We start from the raw sequence: 20,491 nt of genomic DNA on the forward strand, positions 1-20,491 counted from the left end.
CCCGGCAAGATGCCGGTGTATGGATGGGGGCATGATTTTACGGAGCTTTAAAGCTAGTGAGAAATCGGCAACCGAATAAGGAAGACGGTGGACGCGCCTTCCTGGCTGTCGGCTTCGATACTGCCACCGTGCAGTTTGACGATCACATCATAGCTAAGCGACAATCCCAGGCCGGTCCCTTCGCCGGATGGTTTGGTCGTGAAGAACGGCTGGAAGATCTTCTCCCGTATGGATGCCGGGATCCCGTTCCCGTTATCCTTCACCGATATAAAAATTCCGTCTTCACGCTGCCAGGTTTTCACCTCTACCAAAGGCTTATAACCGGTACCATTGTTTTTCGCCCGCTCTTGTGTAGCCTGGAATGCGTTATTAAAAAGGTTGAGCAATACCCTGCCGACATCCTGGGAGATAATGTTAGTTTTTGGCAGCGAAGGATCGAGATCGGTCAGCATTTCCGCATTGAACGTTTTGTCCTTCGCCCGTAATCCGTGATAGCTCAGCCTGAGATATTCATCGGCCAGCGCATTTATATCCGTTGGCTCCTTGTTACCGGTGCTGCTGCGCGAGTGCTGCAACATGCTCTTGACGATGCGGTCGGCCCGTTTCCCGTGGTGATGGATCTTGCCGAGGTTCTGGTCAAGGTTACCGGCGATGGCCTTTACGTCGTCCATGTTACCCGCGTCGATCTCCTCCTGCAGCTCGGTGAGCAGCTCGCGGCTTACTTCCGAGAAGTTATTAACGAAATTTAACGGGTTCTGTATTTCGTGGGCGATACCGGCTGTTAATTCACCCAATGAAGCCATTTTTGCTGATTGGATGAGCTGTGACTGAGTGCTGTTGAGCTCGTCGAGCGATTCCTTTAGCTGGCGGGTACGGTTGGCGATTTTCTCTTCAAGGAGCCTGTTCTCCCGTTTCAGGGCACGGGAGCGATAGACGATCAGCGCGAAGATCAACGCTGCGAGCGCAAGCGCATAGAAAACATATGCCCACCACGTTTCCCACCAGGGTGGCGTGATCGTGAAATTAAAGATCGCCGGCGCGCTCCAGGTATTATTGAAACCTTTGGCAGAAACCTTGAAAGTATAATGGCCGGGTGGCAGGTCACGGTAGCTATCCGAAACCTCCTGGGCGGCCGGCTGGCTCCATACCTGGTCTATCCCTTCGAGAATATACCGGTAGCGAACATTGTCGGAATTGCTGAGCTGCATCCCCGTAAAGTGAAAGGCAAGGTAATTCTGATCGTATGGCAATACCAGTTCTCCCGGCATATTAAACGGCCCGCCGACGTTCTTCCAGGAAATACCCTGCTCCCGGAACGGTTTCAGGCGGGCGTCGAAAAGTTCTTTGGCCATTATTACCGAATCTGAGCCCGCTTTGCGGACGGTATCCCGCAGTCTTTCATCCCCGGCCGGTGCCGGCGGGAGAAAGAACACCGGTTTGCCAAGGATATCGAGCTGGCTGATCTGCGGTGCCGGCACGGTCGTGTCAGCGGGCGGCTCTTCCATTACCAGCAGGCTTTGTTCCACGCCGGCGTACAACTGCCCTCCACGGGTGAACATCAATGCGCCCTGGTTGAAATCCAGGTGCGAAAGGCCTTGCGATTTTTTGTATACGCGTATCGGCCAGGGCGATTTCGTCTCCTCCGGCGGAACCGGGCCGACCACGGCCAAGCCATCCACGGTACCCACATAGATCAGCTTTCCCCGCCGGGCGATCGAATACGATTCCTTTTTCGGCAAGCCGTTCGCCGTTCCGAGCACGACCGACAATTTCCGCGCCGCATCGATCCGCTGCAGGCCGTCCTCGCTCGTGAGCCAGACGTTCCGTTCATCGTCTTCCATCCATCCGGAGGCATTGTCGCCTACAAGCCCGCCCGTCGTGTCGATATGACGCATCCGCTGAAGGCCAGGCTCCATCAGGTAAACCCCTTTATCGCGGCTGCTGATCCAAAAGAAACCGGCGGCGTCTTCCTGTATGAAAGCCAGGGAGCCCGGCAGATCGGCGGACAGGTGCCGTACGGTACCGGAGGCGCGGTCGATCACCCGTACCTTCCCGTCGTAGGTGCCTATCCAGATCCTGCCTTTTGAATCGAGAAGAAGACAGGCCACAGAGGTGATGTTCAATTCGTTCGGCTTCCCTAACGTGCGGAGCGTTCCCTTTTTCATGTCCATGATATCGAGCGTACTGCCGCTACCGCCCACCCATATCTCGTCGCCGATCTGCACGATCTTCGTCGAGCGTAACTGGCTCAAGCCCTGTTCCATGCCCAGGTGGCGAATTTTCTTCGCATGAGGGTCGTAGATGTCGATCCCGCTGTAAGTGCCCATCCAGATCATTCCGCGCGTATCTTCCAGCAGTTCCCATACGTTATTGTCAGTCAATCCTTCGGCGCGGCTGAAATTGCCGGCCTTTCCTTCCTGTCGCTTCACCACGTATCCTCCGCCCTGGCCGGCAAGCGATACCCAAACCTGCCCCTGCCGGTCTTCGGTGAGGCCAAGGATCGAGACTGCCGTGCCAACCGAGATCTGCTCTACTGTGCGGCGCGAGGGGGAATAAACGAAGATATTGCCGTTCGTGTCTCCTGTCCAGAGTTCGCCGTTCCGTGTTTTGGTAAACGTCGTTATGAAATCGCCGAAACGCTGCGGCAACGGCAGCGCATGGATCCGTGCACGGTCGGTATGATATACTTTTCCCGCGGACGTCCCAAGCCAAAGGGCTCCGTCGTCGTTCCGGACGGCATAGATGTACTCCTCACCGGGAAGATCGATGTTCATGAGCATACGCCTGCGCAGGTCGATCACATTCGTACCGTCTTCTGAGCAAATCCATACACGATCGGACGGGTCGACCGATACCTGGCCTACTACGTCGTGCTTCAGCCCGTTCTTTTTGCTGAGCCGTCGTACCACCCGGTTCTTCGGGTCGACGATCACGACCTCCTTTCCTGCTCTTACAAACCATATCCTGCCTTGCGCATCTTCGCTGGCGGATAATATGACACTCGCCGCCGGTACGTCACCTGCTATTTTCTTCAACAGGCGGGCTGTCCTGTCGAATACATAAATGCCGCCGTTATAGTCTCCGATCCAGATCGTTCCGGCTTTATCTTCGTAGATACAGGTCACGGTATTGTCGCGGCTCGTGCCCAATAAGAACGACTCGATATTTTCGCCATCGTATATCGATACGCCTTTTTCGGTGCCGATCCATAACAGGCCATAGCGGTCCTGGCAGGTGGAAATGATCGTCGACCCGGCAAGCCCTTCGTCGGTGCCAAACTGTATCATCCCGCGAAACGAGCCCGTTCTGCCTTTGGGAGACATGGCCTTCACCTTCGCGGGAGGAGGCAGCGCTACCGACTTAAACCTGAGGGCGCTTGCCGGGACCTTCTCCAGGTCAAATGCCGATTCCGGAAACGCACGGAGGTCGAGCGGTTTGGCCGCTGCCGTAGAATCCAGGGGCCGTTCACCACCCACATCGAAGGGTTTCGACGGGAGCTTTTCCAACGAGAACGGCCGGACCGGGAGGTTGCCTGGGTCGCCCAGGTGTTTGACAGTCCATGATACCGGCTGATTTTTACCGAAGTGAATAGCCCGTACGGCGGGAACGCTTTGCTGGTCTGTTAAAAGTACTTCACTTCCGGTCCGGCCTTGCCGGCAGGAAGCACTTAAAATAAGAATGGCAGCAACCAATACCGCCGGAATGCGCATGCGTTTCATGGTAAGGAATTGAGGCGACACAACGTAACGTCTTTGCCGGTTATCAGTAAAAATACGAGATCCGAAGTTTGGAAAAGGGCGTAATTATACTCTTTTCACCGGGATCGGCCCATTCAAATGTCGCTCACATTGTCATCAGGGATCCTGTCAATCAGTTTCACATACGGATCTATCCCTGCTTTCACCGGCTTTCCTTTGACGATCACTTCTATGGTATGCGTTCCGGCGGTCAGTTTGTATTTTTTCAGTGCCAGCGGCACCGTTAGCGTTCTTCCTGTTTTGTCCTTGCTTTCTGCTGCAAATATACCGATGTCGATGTAATCGTTCATCCTGGCGGCGGGCTTTTCATTCCCGGCGCTGTCTGCATAGAACTTCCTGGTGCTTACTTTCAGCGTTACCTTGTACTCGTCCTTTTTACCTGTTGGCTTCGAGGTCACGCTCAATACCTTATTTTCGTATAAGGTGATCTTGTTCCAGGTGTCGTCCAGGAAATACCTGACACTATCTGGTACGTGCTTTTCAATGTGCCGGTACAGGTCTTTGCTTCCCGCGAAAGGCGGTTCCGTTCGTCCGGCATATTCGTCCCTGAATTCCCTGAGCGCTTTATTCAGCGTATCGGCCCCGATAAGGTCTTGCAGGCCATATAAAATAAGCGAACCTTTGTTATACCATTGATAGGGACGGTTACAATTAACGAATACGTTTTCCTTTTTGGACTCATTGGCGCGGCCGCTTAAATAGCGGTCCAATTCATCCTTTAAGAAGCGTTTCATGTTGTCTTTTCCATATTTACGCTGGGTAAGCATCAGGGCGGTATATTCAGCCAGGGATTCGGATACCAGGTTCGAACCGCGCGTACGGTTCGGCTGCACCTGGTGACCCCACCATTGGTGTGCAAGCTCGTGTGCGGTAACGAAATAACCATAGTCGAACTTATTTACATCGCTGAAATCGGCCGTCCAGCCAAACCCCTCCGCATACGATACCGTGTTGGGGAAGGATTGTGCGAACGCGCGGTATTTGGGAAACTCGAGCAGGCGCATTTGCTTAAACTGGAACGGCCCGTAAGTTTTAGAGAAATATCCGATCCCGTCTTTGTAGGCGCCCAGGAAACGATCGGTATTCTTAGAATGATTAGCCTGGTAGTACAGCTCAAGATCTATAGGAGTCCTCCCATAATTAGTCGCCTGCGCCCTTTTCACGGAATAGCGGGCAGATACCACGTCAAAAAACAAGTCTACCGGGATATCCTCAACGTAATGATAATAGTTACGGCCGTCCTTTTGCCATTTTTTCTCCAGGGAGCCCGGCGCTACGGCGGTTTGGTCGCCTGAAGTGCTTACCGTAATGTCGTAGGTTAGCAGGTTGGCATCGTCGTTAAAAAGCAGGGTGCGTATTCCCTTCGGATCATTCTGCGGCGGGTACTCGTCTTTTTTCTCCGGCAGCTTATGTTTTTTCCGTTTTTCATCACTTATCAGTTCACCATCTGGATTATAACCCATCGAGGGTAACCCCACGGCAAAGAACGTTCCGTTATAAACGATATCCGTTCCGCTCATTTCGTTGGTAAATCCCCTGTATGCCGACACCGAATTGATCTCAACCAAAGCGCTGTCACCGGGTTTAAGCGGCGCCGGAAGCTGGTATATGCGATACTTAGCGGTATCATTAGCGGGTCTGAAAAGATTGAATTTGCCCCGTTTATAAATGAGCGGATAGTTTGCCCTGATGGCTTTCCCGTTATAAATTACCTCGTAACTTTCGATGCCCGTACCGTCTAGATGAAGGGCAGGAATGATTACCGGCGATTTGTTCACCACCTTCAGCCACGCTTTAAGCAGCACCTTGCGTTCTTCGGGGAAGATGTCGGTGTTCATTTTCAGGGAAGTGATCTTAGGCTGTTCCAGGTTCTCATATTTCTTAAGCGTTTTCTCGTATGTAGCCTGCCGCTCTTCAGATTCCCGGGAGGTGAGGTAATTGTTGAGATAACTTACATTATAATAAATGTAGGCGCCTGCGCTCAGGAAGCCGACCAGCAACGTTAACGCAACTATGCGTATCGCACCATGAAAACGCGCACGGGCCACAGCTAAACGTTCTTTGGCTGAAGTGACGATGCCACGGGTATAGAACGCTGCCGCGATCACCAGTAATAATCCGCCGAACAGCAGCCAGTAAAAATTAAACCAGAACACCGGTTTGGCCATATGGCCGATGCCGTCCATGTCAGACCAGGTGTAACCGGGCGCATACGAGAAGAAAAACAGGTTATAATTCATTTCCCCGTAATTCCTGAGCATGAACATGAGTACCCAGATGAGGATCCCGACGGCATGCCCTGCAAACTTGTTGTTCACCAGTACATGCACCGCAAAGGAGAGCACGATCATCTGGATCATCTGGGGAAAGGTGATGAGGTAGAGCTCGGTAAAATATACCGGGAAATTGAAGTCTGTAAAGCCTTTGAACAGCTGCACCAGTAAACCGAATACCAATGGTACGGTCGATAACAACAGCGCCAGCGCCGATAACCCGAGCAGTTTGGAGCCGTATAGCACCCAATCAGGCATCGGCAATGCGTCATTGATGGTAGCGAACCGCGTGGTTTTATCACGGTGGATGGTTTCGCCGGTATAAAAGATCAGGATAATAAAGATGAACAGCATGTAATTATAGCTTTTGTAAGCCATGAGGTTTACCGTGAGCGGGTAAGTTCCCACGCTGTAGGTCAGGTCGCCGATCCAGTAGTCGATCACCAGGAAAACCACCCCGCCAAGCAGGATAGCCCGGAAATAAACATCTTTCGTAATGTTCAGGTATTCGATTTTGGCCATGTTCAGCATCACTTTCCGGTAATAACCGCCTGCGAAACTGATGCTTACAGGGGGAAGCCGGGCGATATAGGTTTTACCGACCGCGACCTCCTCCACGATCTTTTTACGCAGCTTCCCGCCAAAGAAGTTCCGGAAGCTGAACGTGAACCGGGTAACGAGGAGCAGCAGCAGGCCGATGCCTGACCAGATCAGCCTGTTATATAAAAATAGCCCTTTGACCGGCACCAGCAGGGTATTGCGTTCTGCGGGGGTAAAAAATCGGATTTCCAGATCGAGCGTATTTACCGCGAACGGATCGAGCAATCGTACCAGGTCTTTATTCTCCAGGTCGGAAACGAGGAAATTAGACAGTAAATAAGCGATAAATAAAAGAACGCTGCCTGCGTAGATCACCTTTACGGTACGTGTTATGGCCACCAGCCCGAAGAAAACGGACGATGCCAGGAACAGGTTCGGGACTGCAATGCAAAGATACGGCTGCAGGTAATTAACCAGGTGGTTGGGGCCGATGCGCTTGGCAGGCACCCAGCCGAAAGCGGGTCCGAGGAGCGATCCGAAATAAGCGCCGAACATCAGCGAAGTGCCGATGAGAACGACAAAGATGAAAGAACCTAAATAACGTCCCCAAAAATAGCCGTTTTCCGAAACAGGATAGGAGAGGTAATACCCGCTGGTATTGTGTTCAATGTCGCGGTAGAGCGGTACGCCCATTATCGCGGAGCAGACCAGCATCATTACCATGCTGAAAATGGCCATAAACTGTGCCAGTACTACCGGCGAATTATGATATACTTTTTCGGTGGCGGGTGTGGAGCCTGAGCTGAAACACAGTAAGCCGATGGCGAAAAAAGCGATGAAGTAGAGGTAGGTAGCCGGCCGTTTCAGACGGTAACTGATCTCGAAAGTGAAAATCTGCCAAAACATGATGGAGGAATTAAATGAGGACTACAGGGTAACTACGTCTGCTTTTTCGGCAATACGGCTGAAATAGAAATCTTCGAGCCCTGCCGGTACTTGCACGAACCCGTAACCGGGATCCGTATCGCTGATGGTACGGAGATTCAATTGTCCGCCCTTCAATTGTGTGGAGATAATTTTATGGTCTTCCCTGTACAGGTATATTTCGTCTTTATGGATGGTTTTGCTGTAGATCTTACCATCAAGTTCGCTCAATGCCGCATCGGGGCCGCCCGTATACAGCAGCTCGCCCTGGCAAATGATGGCCATGTCGGAGCAAAGCGTACGTACGTCTTCCACGATATGCGTGGAAAGTATAACGATCGTGTTTTCGCCGATCTGGCTCAGCAGGTTGTAAAAGCGATTTCGTTCGGTGGGATCGAGGCCGGCGGTAGGTTCATCAACGATGATCAATTTCGGGTTGCCTATCAGCGCCTGCGCGATGCCGAACCGTTGTTTCATCCCGCCGGAATAAGTGCCCAGGTTCTTTCTTTTATCTTTGGCCAGGTTCACTTTTTCGAGTAATGCACTTACTAGCTCTTTTCGTTCCGATTTCTTACCGATACCTTTTAACCGGGCGATATGGCCCAGCATTTGCTCCGCGGAGATCCGGGGATAAATACCGAAGTCTTGCGGCAGGTAACCTAGCAATTGTCTCACTTCTTGTTTTTGATGAAGTACATCGATGCCGTCGAGCGTTACCGTTCCGGAATCTGCCTCCTGCAGCGTGGCGATGGTACGCATCAGCGACGATTTGCCGGCGCCATTCGGTCCAAGCAAACCAAACATGCCCTGGTTAACGGTTAGGGAAACGTTGTTCAGGGCTTTAACGCCGTTCGGATACGTTTTGGAAAGAGATGAGATGATCAGTTGCATGGTCAGCTATTCAAAATGATTAAATTACAGTAATGGGCTAATGCCCGGTGCGCATCCCGGATCCTTATCCCCGGCTTAAGGGCTACACGTTATTTAATGGGGGGCTTAAGCCTCTCCGGTCATCATAGTTAAACGGATAGTCATATTAATAAACCAGCTTAATAAACCAGCGTGAATATATTTCGCCGTGTGGCCTTTTGTTCTAAAAATAGTAATTGCCGGGTAGCATACCAGCGTCTTTGTATAACCTGGACTTTTGAGTGCATAACTGTCCGGTACGGGTTAACAGTCGGTCGGAATATTAAATCAAGGGTTGCCGTTTGCTCCTATCGATCCTGCGTTATCAGCGGCTTGTTATCAACCTGGAATGTATAACGATATACCGGCCGCCGCCTTTGGTTAATTGCTGTACCGGGCGAAATTACCACGACTCTATTCAAAAAGCGTTTCGCAGCAAGTTGATAATGAAGTAGCGAACAGCTTTGATCACCACCTTTCCAGGCCAAGCAGGGAAAGTATACGGTCTTTTTTTGACCTGGAGACGGCCAGTTTAACGCCGTCTCCCATAACCACATACCCCCCGTCTCTTTTTATAAACTGAGTGATGAACTGGATATTTACAAGCGTAGAATGATGGATACGCTCAAACAGCTTTACCGGGAGCATCTCCGTTACCTCTCCCAACGATTTAGACAAGAGCGTGCTTTTCCCATCGGCCATGGTAACCGTGGTATACGCACCATCCGCCCGGCAATAGGCAATATCCTTTACATTTACGAAATCATAGCCGTCCCGGTGCGGAAAAGCCACCCGTTGCTCGGCAAATGGACGACCGAAATTATATTTAAGGTTATCGAACTGCCGGGAGACATCGCGATTAAGGCGCAGCTTTACCCTTGAAACGGCATCCATCAAATCGTGGGTGTCGATGGGCTTTAACAGGTAATCCACGGCACTCAGCCGGAACGCCTGGGCCGCAAATTTATCGTAAGCCGTAGTAAACACCAATTGAAACGGGATGTTCCCGCCCAGTTGATCGAGCATCTGCAAACCGTTCATCGCGGGCATTTCGATGTCGAGAAAAACCAGGTCAGGATCGTTCTTTTTGATAGATGATATTCCTTCGTGGCCGTTGTGGCAGGCATCGATCACTTCCACCTCCGGGCAAAACAGGTTGATATCATATTTCAGCGAGGAAATACAATGCGGTTCGTCGTCGATGATGATGGCTCTCATTCCGTATCGGGCTAATTTACGAATAAGTCGGCGATTTGGCGCAGGAAGGGTGTAAAGCGCATGGCCTCACCGATGGTAACCTGCAGCCGCTCCGCCCCCCCGCTAATTTAGTTAAAAAGAAGAAAGTCGCACCTCGCAAACAGGACACACTTCAGCTTATCGCGCCAGCTTTACGAAACCGGCAGGATCGGCAGGACGAAGCTATGCGGCGTTTCGTACATGGAATTTATGAGCTATTGGGGTAAGTACGAAATTTCTGGCCAAACGAAATTCCGGCGATGAGCCGGAGATACACAGGCAGCTCCTTAAGCGGAGTAGAAAGCCTGCACGGGCTTGTAATTGCCGGTTTAGTGAAACCGGATAACGGCTACTGAAAAACCACGACCAACAATCGGGCGGTATGGGTTTACGGATGGCATATCCCGATTAATCAATAAAAAGGCGTTCTTGCTGTTTCCGGCTATTTTAGGTAAGCCAAAGACGATGTTTCCGAGTGCCTTCCCGGAACTGGCAGCGACGGCAAAAAGAGCATGCCTGAAATAAAAAAATAATCGGAACGACCATTTTTTTTGCCGGTTCGGGAAATTTGAATTGCCCAAAAGAGAAACAGGAATTGGAAAGATGAGCCTTCATCAGTAGTGATCACCGGCGACGTCAAGCTGTTAGACTATTTTATACTTGCGCAGAGCCGTACCAGGCGAATGAAAACCCGTCAAAAAACATAAATAAATATTTATCGCTATACTTATTCGTCCGTTAGTATGCAGGTATCTTATAATGAAAAAGCCCGTTCATAACTGTTCCAGTATCATCGTATGGATCGCATGTTTGAGCGGTACGGTATTGCTCTTTCTTTCCGCCGTCTGCCCGGCCCAGCCGGCAATTGCCTTCGAAAAGCCCAGGCTTACCGTTGCCGGCGGGCTTCCCCAGTCGTATGTAAGCGGTTTGGCACAGGACAGGCATGGATTCATCTGGATCGGTACACGGGACGGCCTGGCAAGATATGACGGACGACGTTTTAAAGTATTCCGGAACATTCCCGGTAACCCTGCGAGCCTCTCCGCCAACGTGATCGTGAGCTTTTTCCTTGACCAGGCAGATCAGTTGTGGATACATTACCAGAATGGAGACATCGATATCTTAAACACCACAACCGAGCACCTGGTACATTTCACAAAAGATCCCGTTTACAAGCAGGCGTTCCGGTCGGTAAAAACAACCAACGGTATCATCCAGACCGGGCCGTATGTCTATTGGCTGCTGGGCGACCAGGGTGGAATATTCGTAGCGGACCTTCAGCAACACCGTATGCGTTTTTACCCGGACATCGTACCGGGCATGCGTAGCAACCCGATCACCGGGATGGCCGCCTCAGCAGGAGAAGTGTTCCTGGTTACCGATACCGCGCTGATCAGGATAACCACGGAAAGAAAAGTTAAACAGGTTATACCCTATACATTTGATGAACCGCATTTGTATAATAACCGCCGGAGCTGGAAAGATAATGCGCCCGTCCTGCGAAAAAACGGGGATTGGATCATTATCGACGAAAGCAGGCTGATCATTTACCAGGCGGCAGGGCGGAATTTTATCGTAAAACCGATGCCGTTCATGAAGTTGTACCTGCCGTCTTTCCATTCATTTGACGAAAAGGGCAACTTGATTTTCGATTTCGACGGTGTGATTTATATTCTTACGCCGGATAACAGGCTGGTGCTATGGAAGGAGAGAGGCCCGTTCCCCCGGGAAGGGATCGTTTCCATGCTGTACGATCGCTCCGGCGTTCTCTGGATCGGTACCAATGGTTATGACCTGCGGCAGCTCGACCTCCGCTTACCCCGGATGACCCTGGAACAGTATAAGACAAGCTTCCCGGAAGACCTGTTAAGAATTTACCTGGACGTAAACACCACCGCGTTGCGAAATTCCCCGCTTTCAGAGGTCAATCCCTACTTGTTCCGCTGGGTCAGCGACGATCATCATGGCCGGATCTGGATGACCAGGGCAGGGCCTGACCCTACAGCTGTTCCCAACTTGTGCTACTACAGTAACGGGCAATTGGTAAGCGATAACTGGCGCTACACGGATACGCCCGGCAAGCATACGCGGATAAATAGCCTGGCATTAAGCGCTTCCGGTAAACTATGGGGCGTCGATTTCTTTTTAAGGCTCCTGGAATTAGACACCCTGACCCGTACAGCCACCATCCGGCACCGGGTAAAAGCGCAGGCGATGGACAAATTACGCATGGTAAACAGCATGGTAATGGACGGTGAGCAGGTATTCTGGATCACCACCTCGCTGGGGCTGCTCAGGTACGATGCGGCGAAACAGGCTACCCGTGAATTTAATACCATTCTGCCGGCAAGCGACCTGACCACCCTGGCGAACGATCCGGCAGATCCCGGTATATTATGGATCGGCTCCCTGGGCGGCGGGCTGATCCGGCTAAACAAGCATACCCTGAAGTACCATATTTATACGACGAACGATGGATTGCCGAATAATACCGTTTACGCGATCATCCCTGTTGACGGCAACTTATGGTGCAGCAGCAATAAGGGAGTTTTCGCCTTCAACCCCCGGAACAGGCAGGTCCAAAGCTATACCTCGCTCGACGGATTGATCATCGACGAGTTTAACCAGTTCCACTATTTAAAGCTGCCTCACGGAAGGCTTTCTTTCGGAGGGACCAAGGGCTACACCGTCTTTGATCCGCGAACGTTAGTGTACGACACGTTCAACCCGGAAGTGGCGCTCACCGGTTTTAAACTAAACAATAAGGACGCCGATTACGGCTTGCCCGGTTCCCCGCTTTCGGAGAGCATAAACGGTGCAGGAACACTTATTTTATCTTACCAGCAAAACTTCCTGACTTTTGATTTTGCGGCACTCGAATACAATATGCCCGAAAAATTAAGATACCGTTACCGGATGACCGGTGTTGACAAACAATGGGTAGAGACGGCCAGCGGCATCGCCAGTTATACCGACCTGGCGCCCGGACGCTACGTTTTCGAGATCAATGCGACCAATACAACCGGGAGCTGGAGCCCATACGTGAAAAAGCTCCGGGTAGAGATCACGCCGCCGTTCTGGCTCACCTGGTGGTTCCTGTCTATCGTGGCGGCTATGGCGATCGTCGTCGCCTACCTGGCGATCCGTTGGCGTATTGAGCAGATCAGGAGACAGGAAAAGCAAAAACACCAATTTGAACGGGAAGTAATCGAACTGGAAACACAGGCGTTGCGTGCGCAGATGAATCCGCACTTTATTTTCAATTGCCTGAATTCGATCAAAGCGCTTATCCAGGAGAACCAAAACCCGCAAGCGATCCATTACCTTACCGTTTTTTCCAAACTGGTGCGAAATAAGATCAGCAACGTACAGCAGGAAATTTCCCTCGAAGAGGAGATCCAGACCTGTAAATTATATGCTCAGCTCGAATCCATCCGTTTTGGCGATAAGATTAGTTTCCACTTTTTTATCGATAGTACGATCGATGCCAATACCATTATGGTCCCGCCATTGCTGCTGCAGCCGCTTATCGAAAATGCGATCTGGCATGGCGTACTTCCGCTGCAGAAACCCGGAGAAGTGACCGTCAGGATCGAAAAAAGATCAGGGTTCCTGTACTGTGCGGTAGAGGACAATGGAATTGGCCGGAAACGATCGGAATCGAATAAGTCGGCCCTGACATTACCGCATCAGTCACAGGGCCTTAACCTGATTACGAACAGGCTAAAACTGTATAATAATACCAATGAAAAAGATGGCATTATCGAAGTTATTGACAAGAAAGACGACAGCGGGATGGCCGCAGGGACATTAATTATTATCAGGCTTAAGTTATAAGATCGTGTCTATCGTTCATAGTTAATCAAATTTTTATATGATGAATTTATCTTTACCCGTTACCACCGCACGTCCGAAGTGCCTTAAGATGCTGTATTTCCTGTTGCTTAGCCTTGTGTGTCATTTTCCAAACGCCTTGTACGCGGTTTCGCCGCCGCCTGGCGGCGATAGTACGTTTTTAGCAAATGTGCCGGTCTCATTGAGCCCGTTCGCCACGCCTGCAGGAAAGCCATCGGTTTGGCAGGAGTTAGAAATTATTGTGCCAGACTGGGACATTGAAAAAAGAGTGACATTTATCGCATCCGCGGGCTTTGAGTTAGCGGTAGTGCCACACGACCCGGCGGTAGCGCCTCAATATTTTACCGATTCAGTCACTACAAATATCCGGCACCTGTCTGTATATATTCGTATGGCGGCTTCGGCGCCGGGAATGAAATCAGGTCACGTTAGCATATCTGCTCCCGGGGAAATGACGAAGCATATTACCATAACGGGGACAGCTACCGCATCCCCGGTAATTGCGCAGGTCGATACCCTGGTAACGACCATTAAAGAAGACAATTATTTCACCGCCGGCATCTTTTTCACCGGCGGTTTTGCCGATCGGTTCACGCTCACCGCAGGTACGCGCGTCATGCCAGGTTTTGTAACCGTAACCGGCGGTACGGTCAGCGAGCGTTTCTCCGGCAGGAAACCGACGCCTACAGGCGGTTACTATATCACCGTCCCGAAACCGGAAAACGGAGCTCCGGGGACTTATGATTTTAACCTGGTGCTGCGAAACAGTTTCACAGACAGCACTTCGGCAGTTTATAAAATAGTAGTGGTTATTAAAGGCATCGAGCTCATCACCCCGCTTCAGCCTATGACCACTATAGCAGGAACCCCATCGGCCGCCACTTCCATAAGCTTTACAGCGAGGGGTTTAAAATCCAATTATCTGATGCTCATGCCCACGGACGGTTACTTTGAATATGCCCTAGCGGCAAATGGTCCGTGGCGCTTTCCGCCTACGCCGATCATGCTGGATGTGGTAGACGGGCAGACAGGGCCACAAACAATTTATGTACGCCTTGCGGCCGATGCTGCGGTTGGACAACAGTCCGGGACCGTACAAATTTTTGACGGCACCCTGCCAGAGCCCGCCAATTTATTCGGACGCATCTCCATCCCGGTGAGCACAGTTATGCCGGTTCCTGCAACCATTACTGCGGTAGTAGATTCTCTGGTGAAGACTACTAAATCGGATACCGTATTTTCAGCTAATGTTCATTTCATAGAGGGTTTTGCCGATCGCTTTATGCTAACCGCCGGTGCACGGGTAATGCCAGGATTCGAGCCAATAAGCGACGGCACACTTGGCAAGCGTTATGGCGGGAGAAAGGGAGAACTGATAGGGTATGCGGTAAACGTGCCTAAAACGGTAAATGTTGCAATCGGAACTTACGACTTCAACCTGGTATTAAAGAATGACTCGACGGGTAATTTTTCAGCTAACTATAAAATAGTATTAGTGGTGAGAGGCCTGGAGAATGTGACCCCTCCCCAGCCTATGACCACGTTTGCCGGCACGCCTTCGGCAGCTACCGCTATGACCTTCACCGCGAAGGGTTTAACATCCGATTTCCTCCTGATCCGGCCCCTGGCCGACGGCTTTGAGTATGCTTTGGCACCAGACGGTCCATGGCGTTTTCAGGCAACGCCGATAGAGGTCGTAAACGGGCAGGCAGGACCACAGACAATTTATGTACGCCTAGCGGCCAACGCTGCCGTTGGAGAACATTCAGGCTCTTTTGGGTTTTATGACGGGCCGCCTGAACTGCTCAACCTGGTTGATCGCATTGCCGTGCCGTTAAGCAGGGTGATAGCTGCGCCGGTTACACCTACAACAGCTTCCTATGGCCTGAAATTCACGAACACCACGTCCGCGTCAACCACGCTGAGCTGGACGAATAACGGGAATGGTACCGCCCGTGCGGTATTTATCGCCAAAACCGGCGGAGGTGCAGCGATGCCGGTGAGCAACATGACTTATACGGCCAACGGCGTCTTCGGAGCCGGTACGCAGATCGGCTCTACGGGCTGGTATTGTGTATACAACGGCACCGGCTCGTCGGTCAACATTACCGGTCTCAGCGACGGCACTTACCGCGCCACGGTGATCGATTACAACGGCACCGCGGGAACAGCGCGTTACCTTACTACAGGCACCGCCCCGGCCAATGTAGTCATCGGTACCCTTCCACCCACGAGTGTCTCCTACGGCCTGGCATTTTCTAACACTACGGCTACTTCTACCAAAGTGAGCTGGTCGACCAGCGGTAACGGGAGCGCCCGTGCGGTATTTATAGCGAAAACCGGCGCAGGTGCAGCAATGCCGGTGAGCAACATTACCTATACTGCCAACGGCACTTTCGGGGCAGGCAGCCAGATCGGCTCTACGGGCTGGTATTGTGTATATAACGGAAAGGCTTCCTCCGCAGACATCAGCGGGCTAAGCGATGGTACGTACCGCGTAACAGTCATTGATTACAACGGTATCCAGGGGAACGAGCGTTACCTGACCACGGGTACCGCGCCTGCAAACGTATTAATCGGTATATCGGCGCCGACAGCGGTATCCTATGGCCTGGCATTTTCAAACACTACGCCTGCTTCTACCAAAGTTAGCTGGTCCGTTAATGGAAACGGAAGCTCCCGTGCGGTATTTATAGCCAAAACCGGCGGAGGTGCCGCTATGCCGGTCAGCAATATTACCTATACCGCCAACGGTACCTTCGGGGCAGGCAGCCAGATCGGCTCTACGGGCTGGTATTGCGTATACAACGGAACCGCTTCCTCGGCCGACGTTACCGGATTAAGCGAGGGCGTTTACCGGGTAACGGTAATCGACTATAACGGTACCCCGGGCAACGAGCGTTACCTGACCGCGGGTACGGCGCCTGCAAACGTGTTGATTGGCATATCGGCGCCCACGGCAGCATCCTATGGCCTGAGCTTTATAAACACGACCGCCACAACCACCACCGTGAATTGGTCTACCAACGGCAACGGCAGCGCGCGGGCAGTTTTTGTCGCTAAAACCACCGGCGGCGCAGCCATGCCTTTAAACGGTGTCACGTATACGGCAAGCAACACATTCGGTACAGGAACTCAAATCGGGTCTAGCGGCTGGTATTGTGTTTATAAAGGGACCGCATCGTCGGCAAACATCAGCGGGTTAAGCGCAGGAACCTATCGGGTTACAGTGATCGATTATAACGGTACGCCCGGAAGCGAGCGTTATCTTACCACAGGGACCGCTCCGGCCAATATAGACTTGGGTGTTTTTACACCAACCATGATCTCTTACGGTCTGAAATTTACCGATATGGCTGCATCATCGGTCACTTTAAGCTGGACGCATAACGGGAACGGAGAATCCCGCGCCGTATTTATTGCCAAAACCGCCGGGGGAGCCGCTTTTCCGGCCAACAATACTACCTATACGGCCGTTGCGGCGTTCGGGGCGGGCACGCAGATCGGTTCTTCGGGTTGGTACTGTGTATACAATGGTACGGGATCGTCAGTGAATATCAATGGATTATCGGCCAATACCAATTATCGGGTAACCGTAGTGGATTATGACGGGTCGCCAGGTGATCAAAAGTATCTGACAACCGGAACCAGCCCTGCCAGCTTTACTACGGGCGGTTTAGACGTTTTATCCGCAGGCAGGGTCGCATACAGCTTTGACATGATAAGCTACCAACCGGCGTCGGGAACGATTGAAGCAGCTAATATCCTGACTCCCAATAACGATGGAAAGAACGACACCTGGTATATCAAGCATATAGAGCAGTACCCGAATAACATCGTGACGGTTTTGGATGCTGCGGGTAAAATGGTGTTCACTAAAAAAGGATATACCAATGATTGGAGCGGCTATGCACAGGGCAGCCTGCTGAATGCCGGTACTTATTACTATTTAATCGATCTCGGCGATGGAGAAAAAATAAAAGGGTTTATTACGCTGGTAAGATAAGGGGAGGAGGGACCGATCCTTATCTTTACTAAAATGAAGTGGAACAATAAAGGCTACCGAAAAGTAGCCTTTATTGTAGTTGCCGGACTTAAATCTGCTATTTCATCCCCGCCTGTATTTTCTCGATCGTTGACAAATGCGTTCTTAGCGTGGGAAGTGTCTTGGTAGCGAACGCTTTCAAATCCGGATCTGACGCGTCTTTTGAAGCTTTCTCAAAGAGATCCACGGTCTTTTTGTGGTCCTTAACCTGAACATCAACGTAGGCTTTATCAAAGGCTGCGCCTGATTTAGCCGACAGATCTTCTTTTACCTTCATCTGCTCTTCGGCTACGGCCGCCGGCAGCGAGATATTTTTGGATTTTGCGAGCGCCATCAGTTCTTCATTCGCCTTGGTATGGTCGGAGGCCATCATTTTAGCAAATTCCTTCACTTTCGGGTTGGCGGTTTTTCCGCTTGCGAGTTTTCCCAGCTCTACTTCGGCCATGCCGCCATTTGCTGCGTTAACGGCAAAATCAGCGTCATCGGAATTTACAGTCATTGCCGCAGCGCCATTTTGGGTTGAGTCGTTAGCTGTTATGCCTGAAGTATCCTTTGCATCGTTGAGGCTGTCAGCAGTTTCTTTGCCGTCTTTGTTACCCGAACAGGCGGCAAACAGGGCCATAGCCAGGCCCGTTACTAATAATCTTTTTGTCGTTTTCATAGTGTTTGATAGTTGGGAGAGCAACACGCGTCCGGCCGGAAAGTTTAATAAATTATTTTAAACGTCATTCTGTCGGCAAAGACCATTTTATAAAAAACTGTCGCCCCATATTTTAATTTCTTTTGACAGATCCTGAATTCTTGTTAACGGAGGGGTTCCTGGAAGATAATGGCCGGGAATTGTAACTTACTTCGGCAAAGCGGGAGGGAGGCGCTTACAGACGTAGTTAATGAATGGTAATTGTAAATGTCGAGCCTGCACCCGGGGTGCTATCGGCGGTTATTTTTCCCCCGCTGGCTTCGATATGATTTCTTGTAAGAAATAGTCCTATTCCCCGTGCATCTTCATTACCGTGAAAAGTTTTATACATCCCAAAAAGTTTATGGCCATGCATAGTCATATCGATACCGATGCCATTGTCTTGTACACGAAGGATAAGAACTCCCTTTTCCCGCGCGGCCGTTATTGTAATTTCAGGCCGCCTGTCAGGATGACGATACTTAATGCTGTTGCTTACCAGGTTGAACAAGATGCTGTCAAGATAAGCAGGATTGTAATTAACCTGGATGTGACTGTCTATATCAACACGAATGAAGGCTTTAGTCCTGCGGATATAGGCTGTCAGGCCCACCAACGCGCGTTCAGTTGCTTCCAGTAAATTTAACGGTCTTTTATCATCTTTACTATGGCTCTGTACCTGGATCACATCGTTAAGATGCATAAGAGTTTGCTGGAGGTTGTCGGTATTGATGACTAACAGTTCCCTTAAATGTTCTTTTTCCGCCTGATCTTCTTCCAAAAGCCACATATCTAAAAGCATTTTCATATTCCCGGTGTGCGACCGAAGGTTATGAGACACGATATGAGCAAAATTGAGCAGGCGATTATTTTGCTCGGCAACGATTTCCAATGTTCTTTCGCGCTCTTCCGCGGTCTTTTTACTTTCACTAATATCTTTCACCTGGGAGATGAAGTATAATGGCGAGCCCGCCTGGTCGCTTACTAACGAAACACTTAAAAGCGCCCAGATCACATGACCTTCTTTATGGAAGTACCGCTTTTCCATAGTATAGGATGAGATTTCGGAATTCAGCAAGCGGTGCATCTGTGTTAGATCTTTGTGAAGATCTTCCGGATGAGTTAAGTCCTGGAAAGTCAGCGAAAGCAATTCATCTTCATGATACCCGAGCATACGAGATAAACCCTTATTCACCTTCAGCCATTTTCCGTCGATCGATACGAGCGCCATCCCTATAGGCGCATAATCAAATGCCTGGTGAAATTTTTCCTGGTTCTCGGCAAGAATTTTGGTCACCTCGATTTGCTGCGTAATATCTTCCAGGGTGCCATAGAGTGCAACACATTTACCGCTTGCAGATGTGGCGTGTACCCGTATGCGCACCCATTTACGATTGCCTTTGGCGGAGATCAGCTCAAATTCCCCGGTTTCCGCCGCTTTGGTGTTTATTACCCTGTCAACCAGTTCCTTAACTTCCCCTGGTTGCGCATAGAACGCTAAAGATTCCTGTAGTTCCGGGTAGAAATCATCCGCTACTTCAAAAATACCCCGTACTACGGCATTCCAGTAGATTTCGCCCGTCTCAAAATTTCTTTCCCAAACACCCAGCCGGGCGAGTGGGGTTGCCTTTTGATATAGTTCAAGCTTTGTTTGCATAACAGACTTCGTTTAACTATACACGAACATACCATGTAATATACAAATTGTTTGAACCGCATGCCTACGCAACAATTTCAATATCCCGTGTTACCAATAGCCTGGTAAACTTTTCGTCATGAAAAGAAAAATGAACGTAAGGAACAAAAAAATACGGGAACGGGGCGGCGTGGGAACCCCAGCCTTAAACAGAAATCAGTCGGGCTTTATGAGCGTCTTTAACACTTCCATGGTAATGGGTTTAACTACGTAGCCGGAAACCAGCTCTATACTTTCCGCGCGTTTGTGATCATCCTCATCTACCGACGAGCTTACGATATAAATAGTTATCCGTTTTTTTATAAGCGGCGAAAATTTCACGAACTCATGCATAAATTGCCATCCGTCCATCACAGGCATATTTATATCAAGCAGGATAAGGTCCGGCAATTGCTCTCCCTGGTGTATATACTCCTGAAAAAAATCGAGCGCCATTTTCCCGTTAGTGAAATAAAGTGTTTTGGTGGCGATGCCGGAAACGGCTATCATTTTCTTGACTACATATGTGTAAATTTCATCGTCGTCAATTACGCAGGCAATATCAATCCTTTTGTTCATAATATATGTAGGTTATGT

Annotated in this window: 9 protein-coding genes; 2 read left to right on the forward strand and 7 right to left on the reverse strand. The window is 50.5% G+C overall.

The features are described 5' to 3' along the window. Positions 1-53: 53 nt before the first annotated feature. The 4 genes from GS398_RS22880 to GS398_RS15180 form a co-directional block, all read right to left on the reverse strand. Positions 54-3,740, reverse strand: a complete 3,687-nt coding sequence (locus GS398_RS22880) for a two-component regulator propeller domain-containing protein (protein ID WP_160907623.1) — start codon at positions 3,738-3,740, stop codon at positions 54-56. A gap of 92 nt (positions 3,741-3,832) precedes the next feature. Further along, complete coding sequence (locus GS398_RS15170) at positions 3,833-7,477, reverse strand: ABC transporter permease/M1 family aminopeptidase (RefSeq protein ID WP_160907624.1); 3,645 nt, start codon at positions 7,475-7,477, stop codon at positions 3,833-3,835. A gap of 21 nt (positions 7,478-7,498) precedes the next feature. Further along, positions 7,499-8,386 (reverse strand): ABC transporter ATP-binding protein, encoded by an 888-nt coding sequence (locus GS398_RS15175; RefSeq protein WP_160907625.1) that lies wholly within the window; start codon positions 8,384-8,386, stop codon positions 7,499-7,501. Positions 8,387-8,872: 486 nt separating this feature from the next. After that, on the reverse strand, positions 8,873-9,622 hold the full coding sequence (locus tag GS398_RS15180; protein WP_160907626.1) for a LytR/AlgR family response regulator transcription factor: 750 nt from the start codon (positions 9,620-9,622) through the stop codon (positions 8,873-8,875). A gap of 777 nt (positions 9,623-10,399) precedes the next feature. Here GS398_RS15180 and GS398_RS15185 point away from each other — a divergent pair. After that, entirely contained in the window at positions 10,400-13,477 is a 3,078-nt protein-coding gene (locus tag GS398_RS15185; RefSeq protein WP_160907627.1) for a sensor histidine kinase, read from the forward strand. Between the two features lie 37 nt (positions 13,478-13,514). Continuing rightward, complete coding sequence (locus GS398_RS15190; protein ID WP_160907628.1) at positions 13,515-17,501, forward strand: T9SS type B sorting domain-containing protein; 3,987 nt, start codon at positions 13,515-13,517, stop codon at positions 17,499-17,501. Between the two features lie 97 nt (positions 17,502-17,598). Here the strand turns inward: GS398_RS15190 and GS398_RS15195 are convergent, their stop codons facing one another. The 3 genes from GS398_RS15195 to GS398_RS15205 form a co-directional block, all read right to left on the reverse strand. Beyond that, on the reverse strand, positions 17,599-18,201 hold the full coding sequence (locus tag GS398_RS15195; RefSeq protein WP_160907629.1) for a DUF4142 domain-containing protein: 603 nt from the start codon (positions 18,199-18,201) through the stop codon (positions 17,599-17,601). A gap of 226 nt (positions 18,202-18,427) precedes the next feature. Further along, a complete protein-coding gene (locus tag GS398_RS15200; protein WP_160907630.1) occupies positions 18,428-19,876 on the reverse strand; it encodes a sensor histidine kinase in 1,449 nt (482 codons plus the stop codon). A 195-nt stretch (positions 19,877-20,071) separates the two neighbouring features. Beyond that, the gene (locus GS398_RS15205) at positions 20,072-20,473 is read right to left on the reverse strand and encodes a response regulator (RefSeq protein WP_160907631.1); all 402 of its coding nucleotides are present in this window, start codon (positions 20,471-20,473) and stop codon (positions 20,072-20,074) included. Positions 20,474-20,491: the final 18 nt, after the last annotated feature.

This window comes from Hufsiella ginkgonis, assembly GCF_009834915.1.
GTDB classification, from domain to species: domain Bacteria; phylum Bacteroidota; class Bacteroidia; order Sphingobacteriales; family Sphingobacteriaceae; genus Hufsiella; species Hufsiella ginkgonis.